The organism is Microcoleus sp. B9-D4, from assembly GCF_036705105.1.
Taxonomy (GTDB): domain Bacteria; phylum Cyanobacteriota; class Cyanobacteriia; order Cyanobacteriales; family Microcoleaceae; genus Microcoleus.
Map to the genome: position 1 here is coordinate 1 of NZ_JAUBTS010000117.1, position 8475 is coordinate 8475.

Sequence of the window (8475 nt, forward strand, 5' to 3'; positions counted from 1 at the left end):
GGGTTCCCTAGGAAGGGATAAAGGGTGTAAAAGCCCAGAGATGCTGTGTCAGACTCGGATCGTCTTCAGTGACGAATACCCAGCAATGGGATACCCAACAGAGCAACGGCAAACGAGACACGAAGCCAGAACTATAACGGTATTCCGTTTAGTTTGGGTATTTCACACTCTTAGCAATAGACAGTCTCAGGAGTTCGGCAAATTATGACTCAAGCCATTTCTGAAAAGCGCGGCATTCAAATGACGGACTCTGCTGTCCGTCAAGTTTTAGCTCTCAGAGAAAAACAAGGTAAAGACCTCTGCTTGCGGGTAGGGGTGCGCCAGGGCGGATGCTCTGGAATGTCCTACGTGATGGATTTCGCAGATCCCAGCACTGTCAAATCCGACGATGAAGTGTTCGACTACGACGGTTTTCAGGTCGTTTGCGATCGCAAGAGCATTCTTTATCTCTACGGTTTGGTTCTCGACTTCAGCGATGCTATGATCGGGGGCGGTTTTCAGTTTACTAACCCCAACGCCACTCAAACTTGCGGCTGTGGCAGTTCTTTTTCTACATAAATCGGAAAAGAGGGCATGGGGCAGAAAGTTGTTAACTGCCCCATGCCCTTTTCCATGCAACATCCCAAATCCAAAATCTAAAATCGAATGACCCCTGAAGAATTGTTTAAAGACGGTTTCGATCGCTACCAAGCTGGCGAAGCCCCGGCTAATCTGATCCCCGTGTTTAAAGAAGTGTGCGAAAAAGCTCCCAAAAATGGCAATGCCTGGGCTAGCCTCGCGTGGCTCTACCTGTTAGAAAATAAACCTGCATCGGCTCAAAAAGCAGCGAAAACAGCCGTTAAATTGAACCCTCATGACCCCCAAGCTCGCATCAACCTAGCAGTAGCGATCCTCGATCTCAAAGAAAAAGGAGTGCGCCCCCACGTAGAAGTGGCTCAGCAATTAGTGATGGCTTCCGAAGAGTTGCTCGACGAAGTTAAAAAAAATTTTGAAGAAGGATTAAGCCGAAAACCCGACTGGAAGAGTCTCGCCCGCGTTAAACAGTGGCTTCTGGAGCCGTAACGGCGCAAACAAGTCGATTTTTGGGCGGGGATCGAGGAAATCGGCTTTGCGGTTTATTACGATATCGTAATAAATCAATAAATAACTTTATGGAAAACTCAGGAAGTCAGTGCTAGTATTTGAAAACTTAGACGATTCACAAACCCGCTCAGCGGTTTTCAGATTTTACTACGATAATACTAGGAGTTGTAAAAACATGAGCAATGACAGCCACGTTAACATCAAACCAGCAACCCGCAACCACAAAGGTTTCTTTATTCAGCCCGCTTCTTACAAATTGATGAGCATCGATAAATCCGGCTGGGCCTTGATTTGCATGGACAAAGCAGTTTGTCACTACGTAGACCCAGATGATTTGCAATTGCCCAATAAATCAGGAATGTCTGAAGGTTAATTCTGAAGTTGTGAGAGACTTTAAGATGCTTTATTTGAGTAGCTGCCCTCCATTGAGGGCAGCATCTTTTTTTGGTCAGGAAAAACTCCGGCAACGCGCACTGAATCGGGATTTAAGGGATAGAAGGAAGAATTACCGATTAGAAATTACCGATTCCCAATTCTCTAATTGTTAGATTTTAAGGCAAAAAGCATCTCAAGCTGAGCAGTTGTCGGTTGTGTAGAAGCTGTGGCTACGCTAACTCCTCGGAGAGAATTGAGCAATTCAGCGACGGGCGGGGAAACTAAATTGGGCTGTACTGCGAGCAAATATTGGTTAGCCCAAGACATGGTTTTTTCCATATCTATGTAAAAGTAACCTTGGTTGACTTGCGGTAAAGAAGTGGCGATCGCCTGAAAACTCGGACTGCTGCTTAACGGCTGGGGTGGCGTCGAAGTAATCACATCAACTAAAGGGCCACCGAAAGCTACAAACACAGAATTTTCATTCAGCCAACCGTGCCCGAATAAAGTGCCTTGCTGGGGTATTTTCCATTCCGTAACTTCCTTTCCTTGAACTTGTCTGGGGGCGACACTGACTGTAGCATTGCTTTTGGCGATCGCATCGAGTTTTTTCAGAGTTGCTTCTGCAGCAGGGCGATCGCTCGTTTCAAAAATCATCGCCGCCCCCATCCCCAACTGAGACAAAATCCCTTGATCCGAACCGATCGCCCCGATCGCAAATTCCCCATTCATCCAACCAAAAACATCACGATCCGCATCCAAATCCAACCGTTTAAAACTACTCCTCACCTGCTGAACTCCCCTGTCAACTTCCGGGCTATCTTGTGCCTCAGCGGTTGCTTGCGACCAAATTTGATCTAGTCCCTTGCCGCCGACTAAAGCAATAGTTTCACCAGGAAATCTGGGTAACAATTTCGATGCGACTTGTGGATTTTGCTGGACGAATTTAGGGTCTAACTGAGCGATAGTTTTTACCCTCAATCCCGCACTATCCGCCCCAATTCCCGCAACCAAAGACTTAACTTGTTTGAACTGCGAAAACACTGTCCAAGGCAACTGGATATCGGCGGGCAAATTAGCTTTCAATTGGTCAATTGCAGCAGGATAGTCAGCAATATAAACAGTTGCGATCGGATTCTTGACACCAGCACTTTCTGCAAAAAACTTAGTTGTGCTCTGCTGGGTGGCGAGGGAGGGTTCTCCTTTAAAAGTATCGATCGCCAATTCCACAGGCTGTCTCAAAGGAGCCATCACTAATTGGTCGTTCAGCAAAGCCACACTGTAGCGCTTGCCAGTTGGCTCTGCAATCTCATAAATTTTAACTCCTTTATACTCGGTTTCTTGAGTAGTTGCACCGGGCTGAGATTTTAATTTATTCGCAAAATTCCAAGCGCTAATTTTATTTTTGACGCTGACTACTACCAGCAGTTTTGGAGGCTCTGTATTCGTCACAGCATCAGGGGGTAGCAAAGCGACCATCACCCCCCCTAACCAAGGTTTTAAGTCCCTGTCAAAGTCGATTTGAGTGCCGGCCAAGCTTTGTTCTTGAAAGGCCTTCAAACCCTGACCGACCAACTTTTGAGCCCCAGACGTGCCAAATCGCTGTAACTCGGCCAGGGCTTGGGGATTGGGGGAGATAAACGCGGCCATCATTGCTTCGTCGGGTACAACTTTGGCGCTGTCTTGAGGGTTGGATACTTGTTGGCTCAAACCCTGGAAGTAAAAGTAGACCGCAGCGCTACCTGCTGCGGCGATGGAGGCAGCAATTAGAAGCTTTGATTTTTTTGCAGGCATGGTTTGTTTTCCTCGCGTCCTTTATCAGTTTAATGAAAATACAGAAAGCTTGTGGGGAGGCGATCGAGCCTGCTCTCTCGTTTTGTATAATCAAAGACAAGTTTGGACGATCGTCTAAACTGCTAGAACTGTGCATTATTGGTAAAAGATGAAAGTAGTGATCGCGGGAGCAACGGGATTTGTAGGTAGCCGGCTGGTGGAGAAGCTGCAAGCTGCGGGACATCAAGTGGTGGTTTTGAGCAGGGATGCGGCGAGGGCCCTGCGAGTTTTTCCGGCTTCAGCTTATCCGAATTTGGAAGTTGTCGCCTACACTCCAGCGGAGTCTGGTGATTGGCAAAAGTCGATGGCGGGCTGCGACGGTGTTGTAAATTTAGCTGGGGTTCCGATTGCGGAGGAAAGGTGGACCCAGGCGCGCCAGCAAGCAATTCTGGACAGTCGCAGACTGACGACGGCAAAATTGGTCGAGGCGATCATCAATGCTAATCCTAGACCATCGGTGTTTGTTAGCGCATCGGCGATCGGCTATTACGGAACCAGCGAAACCGCTGAATTTGACGAAACTAGCCCTGCTGGGGATGATTTTTTAGCAGCAGTTTGCAAAGACTGGGAAGCAGCCGCCCAACCTGCAAAAAATGCGGGAACGCGGTTAGCAATTTTGCGGCTGGGGATAGTTTTGGGAATGGGAGGCGCGTTGGCAAAAATGCTGCCACCTTTTAAACTATTTGCAGGCGGGCCGCTGGGCACTGGGAAACAGTGGTTTTCTTGGGTTCATCGCGAGGATGTAGTTGATTTAATTTTGTACGCTTTGCAAAATTCGCAAGTTGAAGGCGTTTTGAATGCGACAGCACCGAATCCGGTGCGGATGAATGAATTGTGTCAAACTTTAGGGGAAGTTTTAAAGCGGCCTTCTTGGTTGCCGGTGCCAGGTTTTGCTTTAGAAATGCTGTTGGGAGACGGGGCCAAACTTGTTTTAGAAGGGCAGAAAGTGTTGCCGAAACAAACTTTAGCTAGCGGTTTTCAATATCAATATCCGACGCTGAAATTAGCACTAGAAGAGATTTTATCGGGAAGTTAGAAAGCTACGGAATAGAACCCGCCGAATAGAATTCGGGGCTAAACCAACAAAGTCCGCCTGCGCGGACTGGAAGAAAATCCCTCGTTACCAGGCTCTGCCCATTGGTGACAACTTAAGACTGAAACCCATAATAAATGTCTCTTTTAGTCGAGTCTCGCTCCCCCTAAATCCCCCTTAAGAAGGGGGACTTTGAGAAGAATCTTGTTCCCCCCTTAAGAAGGCAGGGCTGTTTCATTCTCTTGTAGGGGCAGCCCCCCGTGACTGCCCCAATCTCTGAAACATGAGCAAATCGTGGATGGGGAGGGTAGGCACGGGGGCACTACAAGAGTCAAAATCATCGTTTTCTTGAGAATGAAACAGCCCTGCCCTTAAGAAGGGGGACTTTGAGAAGAATCTTGTCCCCCCCTTATTAAGGGGGGTTAGGGGGGATCGAGACTTCGATACAAACAAGAGAGACGGTGGGTGCGAGCTTAATTTGTCACCAAGCGGCTCTGCCTGGTAACGCATATCCAGAGGCTCTGCCTCGCTTTCCCCGCAAGCAGATGAACCATCAAGAAATAGCAACCGGGTTGACAATTCCCGCCGAACTCCCATTCCTTCAAGCTATCTGCTGGCAAATTGCTGATGTAAAAAAAATGAGTTTCAAGGAAATGCTATGCCGCTACGAATCAGGCTGGCATTATTGGGGAGTCTTGGGAACACCTAGTTTTGAGGAACTGGCTTTTATTCAACAAATCAGCCAACACTATCAGTCTTGGTTAATAGCAGAACTGGGAAGCAGTTTTCCGCCAAAAAATCCAGAAAATTGGGTAAGTTCTCAAGCAATGTTTAAACGCGAAATTCATCAAAAGATATTAACTGTACTCAGCCACTTGAATGTCGCATTTCTACAGGAATGTCGGGCGTATTTTGGCGGCGGAACCCTGGTAAGTATGGAACACGGAGAATATCGGTTGAGCCAGGATATTGACTTTATGTGTCCGATGGATGATGGCTACCGTCTCCTGCGCCGAAAAGTTGCCGAAGGAGGCTATGATGCGATTTTTGCTAGTCGCGATTCCCTTGGGGATAGCTTCGCTTCACGCATTGTTCTCCCCAACGATATTCAAGCGAACCAGTATGGGATAAGATTTCCTGTTATTGTTGACGGCACTACTATTAAATTCGAGATGGTTTGTGAAGGGCGAATTGAGTTTGGCGAACCAAATTATCCAAATTGGTCGCCTGTTCCTTGCTTGAATCAAATCGATAGTATAGCAGAAAAGTTGTTGGCAAATGCCGATCGATGGCCGAGCGAGCGGGTAAATTCTAGAGATTTAATCGACTTGGCTATGCAAAGGTTAGCGACTCCGATTCCCCAAGAGGCGATCGACAAAGCTGAAGCAGCTTATCAAGTTATGGAACCGCTCGATCGAGCGATTCAGTATTTCCAAGATCGTCCCGATTATCGGGAAAAATGCTATGAGGTTTTGAGTATTGCAGAGCCAAATAAAGTTATTAACGGTATCGATTTACTCGCTCAGGATTTAGGCAGGGAAATCACAGTCAGGACATTTAGCGAGACCATTTCCTCGTTCCCAAGTAAGCTAGAAGATTAGATGCTTAGATGCGAGATTTGGTATTGCTCTCCTCGTTAACAGGCTCTGCCTGGTAACGCATATCCAGAGGCTCTGCCTCGCTCTTTTCCCTTCTTTTTCCCCTAGTTCTCCTCGTTAACAGGCTCTGCCTGGTAACGCATATCCAGAGGCTCTGCCTCGCTCCTTCAAACAAATCATCCGACTCAACAATCAATCAAATCAACTGGCAACAATCCATCCTGACCCATATAATTTCGATAACTAGAATATCTCCAACAAGCTGGATCGTCAACATAGCCGCGCCTAACAGGATTATTGTGGATATACTTCAATTTTTGCAACAGCATTGCCTCATCCAAAATAGCTTGCGGGTGGAACCCTTCTTGCCATAGCTGATATTTTTGGTCTTTTTTGTGTAGCTTTTTATAGAATGCGAGTTGATCGAGGATGTTGGTAACTTGATTTTTTTCAAGCAAGTCAATTATGGAGCGAGCTGTAAATGATTTAAAATTTCTCATTTGTGTTGACAATTCAGAAGAAGTTACGATTAAGTGCAAGTGATTTTCCATCAAAACGTAACCGTGTAAGGCTAAACGCTTCTCCCGTTGCATAAAACTTAAGGAATCTAAGACTATTTGTGCTATTTCTGCTTGACAGAATACAGGAATCCAGTTGATAATTGTAGAGGTGACAAAGTGCGGTTGGTTGTCGGAATATATTACTTTGTATCTGCTTCTTCCCATTGGGGCGATCGAGGGTTTGTTTAAGGGTTGGGGCGAGGCCCAGCCTCTGGATATGCGTTCCCAGGCTCTGCCTGGTAACGAGGGAACGAGGGAATGGAGGGTTTGTTTAAGGGTTGGGGCGAGGCCCAGCCTCTGGATATGCGTTACCAGGCTCTGCCTGGGAACGAGGGACCAGGCAGGGCCTAGAAGGGAATGGAGGGTTTGTTGGTGGGTTGGGGCGAGGCCCAGCCTCTGGATATCAGTTACCAGGCAGAGCCTGGGAACGAGGGATGTGCTGTTAAATTATCACCTGATCGTAATAAGGGTGTCAACATAAAATATTTTCATAAGTTGGATTCACGAAAAATTTCTGCAAGTTTAACTCACATCTCTTGCGATCAAATCATATGGACACATCTGAAAAGTTTTGTTTTTGTACTCTAGCTGTAGGTGATAGGTATCGTGCTCATGTAAAGATGCTAGCTCAAGATATCCAGACCCATATGCCTTCCACAACTTTATGTATCCTAAGCGATCAACCAGAGCAGTTTAAAAATTTCCCTCATGTTCTGGTGTTCAAGCACCACCTCCAGAGTGTGAAAGGGTATCATGACAAACGTTTCGTTCTTGAAAAAGCTCTCTCACTATTTGAGAGTTGTATGTTTTTAGACTCTGATGTTAGATTGCTAGGCCCTCTAGTAGAAGAAATGAATTGGTCTCCTGGAATTACAGCAAGAGCAGGTACTGATTTAGTCAAACACATACAAAACATTAAAAATCCGAAAGAAATTGAAGTTATAAAAGCAGCAGGGCAAAAACTAAATATTGATCTTCAACAAGTGAAGTGGCTTCACGAGTTTATGTTTGTCATGAAGAGACAGAATGGATTAGAAGGGGAATTTTTTGAACTTTGGCAGACAATTTCTTACTTTTTTGAAATGCAAGAAATCTATCATGGTGAGGGTTATGCTATGGGGCTAGCTGCGGCTCGAATTGGGATGACATTTGATTTTTTCCGCGAAGACAAATTTCCATTCTTTAAGGATAATATTGAACGAGTAAGAATCCAAAATGGACAAGCAATTATTCAGGAGAAACAAATTTACTTCGACATCCATAAACAGATTGAATATCCCAAACGTTCCCTTTGGGAGAAAATCAACAACAAACTAAGTAAACAGGTTGTGTTTTATTATCGATTATTTAGACTGAGAGTTTTTATTAAAAAAGATTCTAATTATTATAAAATCTTTGGATGAGTATACAAAAAATAATGGCTCTTCATTACTTGGTATGCCAAATTGTATAGAAATGTAGTCAAAACCTTTGCTCCGCAAAGGTTTTGACTATTTATTTGGATGAATTGGGCTAGAATGAGCGATATTTCGTTTAATCCTTATTTAACAAGGTTTACAGCTTGATTTTGGGTTGTTTAGCATACTACGTACTGAAGAACCAAATATTTCAACCTGAAAGCAGATGATGCAGTAATTTGCAGTATAGAAAATGGAAAAATAGTCATAGAGCCTGTAAATCAGAAAGTTTCCAAATATACCCTAGATGAATTATTAGCAGGCGAAATAGAACCGGGCGAAGAAATCTCTTGGGGAAAACCAGAAGGAGAAGAATTTTGCTAAAATATATCCCCGAACGAGGTCATTTTATTCGCTTCAATTTCGATAATCACAGAGATTTATGGAGAAACCCGGTTTCTGAGCACGGGCGATCGCGCATCTCTACTAATTGCCTTGTAAAAAGTGAGATAATAATTAACTGGAGTTTAGACTAAAAAACGATCGCATCTAAAAGTACCTGCCTTTCAACACCGGGCAAGTTATTGCTCAACAAT

The 8475-nt window shown here is 45.0% G+C and carries 9 protein-coding genes; 7 read left to right on the forward strand and 2 right to left on the reverse strand.

The genetic code is table 11. The features are described 5' to 3' along the window. The 4 genes from QUB24_RS32400 to QUB24_RS32415 all read left to right on the forward strand — a co-directional run. The coding region (locus QUB24_RS32400) for a hypothetical protein (RefSeq protein WP_333157633.1) at window positions 1-208 on the forward strand (208 nt) is incomplete at its 5' end. Beyond that, window positions 205-558, forward strand: coding sequence for a HesB/IscA family protein (locus tag QUB24_RS32405; RefSeq protein ID WP_006632680.1), 354 nt, complete (start codon window positions 205-207; stop codon window positions 556-558). The genes QUB24_RS32400 and QUB24_RS32405, both read left to right, overlap by 4 nt. Before the next feature lie 87 nt (window positions 559-645). Then, a complete protein-coding gene (locus QUB24_RS32410; RefSeq protein WP_333157634.1) occupies window positions 646-1062 on the forward strand; it encodes a tetratricopeptide repeat protein in 417 nt (138 codons plus the stop codon). 196 nt (window positions 1063-1258) lie between these two features. Next, window positions 1259-1456 carry a hypothetical protein gene (locus QUB24_RS32415; protein ID WP_172187588.1) on the forward strand — a complete coding sequence of 66 codons (198 nt, stop codon included), beginning with the start codon at window positions 1259-1261 and terminating at the stop codon, window positions 1454-1456. 164 nt (window positions 1457-1620) lie between these two features. Here the strand turns inward: QUB24_RS32415 and QUB24_RS32420 are convergent, their stop codons facing one another. Next, window positions 1621-3252 carry a DUF3352 domain-containing protein gene (locus QUB24_RS32420; RefSeq protein WP_333157636.1) on the reverse strand — a complete coding sequence of 544 codons (1632 nt, stop codon included), beginning with the start codon at window positions 3250-3252 and terminating at the stop codon, window positions 1621-1623. Window positions 3253-3400: 148 nt separating this feature from the next. Between QUB24_RS32420 and thyD the strand changes: the two genes are divergently transcribed. Both thyD and QUB24_RS32430 read left to right on the forward strand, forming a co-directional pair. Beyond that, entirely contained in the window at window positions 3401-4327 is a 927-nt protein-coding gene (gene thyD, locus QUB24_RS32425) for a thylakoid membrane protein ThyD (protein ID WP_333157638.1), read from the forward strand. 458 nt (window positions 4328-4785) lie between these two features. Further along, the gene (locus tag QUB24_RS32430; RefSeq protein WP_333157640.1) at window positions 4786-5925 is read left to right on the forward strand and encodes a nucleotidyl transferase AbiEii/AbiGii toxin family protein; all 1140 of its coding nucleotides are present in this window, start codon (window positions 4786-4788) and stop codon (window positions 5923-5925) included. Between the two features lie 182 nt (window positions 5926-6107). Here the strand turns inward: QUB24_RS32430 and QUB24_RS32435 are convergent, their stop codons facing one another. After that, window positions 6108-6647, reverse strand: coding sequence for an REP-associated tyrosine transposase (locus QUB24_RS32435; protein WP_333157642.1), 540 nt, complete (start codon window positions 6645-6647; stop codon window positions 6108-6110). Window positions 6648-7102: 455 nt separating this feature from the next. Here QUB24_RS32435 and QUB24_RS32440 point away from each other — a divergent pair, with 455 nt between their 5' ends. Next, window positions 7103-7885 carry a hypothetical protein gene (locus tag QUB24_RS32440; protein ID WP_333157644.1) on the forward strand — a complete coding sequence of 261 codons (783 nt, stop codon included), beginning with the start codon at window positions 7103-7105 and terminating at the stop codon, window positions 7883-7885. The last annotated feature ends 590 nt before the right edge of the window (window positions 7886-8475 follow it).

What these genes read in the sequence shown, in the direction of transcription:
- QUB24_RS32435 (WP_333157642.1), bottom strand. Translation starts at nt 6,647, where the DNA reads ATGGGAAGAAGCAGATACAAAGTAATATATTCCGACAACCAACCGCAC.
- QUB24_RS32405 (WP_006632680.1), top strand. Translation starts at nt 205, where the DNA reads ATGACTCAAGCCATTTCTGAAAAGCGCGGCATTCAAATGACGGACTCT.
- QUB24_RS32440 (WP_333157644.1), top strand. Translation starts at nt 7,103, where the DNA reads ATGCTAGCTCAAGATATCCAGACCCATATGCCTTCCACAACTTTATGT.
- QUB24_RS32420 (WP_333157636.1), bottom strand. Translation starts at nt 3,252, where the DNA reads ATGCCTGCAAAAAAATCAAAGCTTCTAATTGCTGCCTCCATCGCCGCA.
- QUB24_RS32410 (WP_333157634.1), top strand. Translation starts at nt 646, where the DNA reads ATGACCCCTGAAGAATTGTTTAAAGACGGTTTCGATCGCTACCAAGCT.
- QUB24_RS32415 (WP_172187588.1), top strand. Translation starts at nt 1,259, where the DNA reads ATGAGCAATGACAGCCACGTTAACATCAAACCAGCAACCCGCAACCAC.
- thyD (WP_333157638.1), top strand. Translation starts at nt 3,401, where the DNA reads ATGAAAGTAGTGATCGCGGGAGCAACGGGATTTGTAGGTAGCCGGCTG.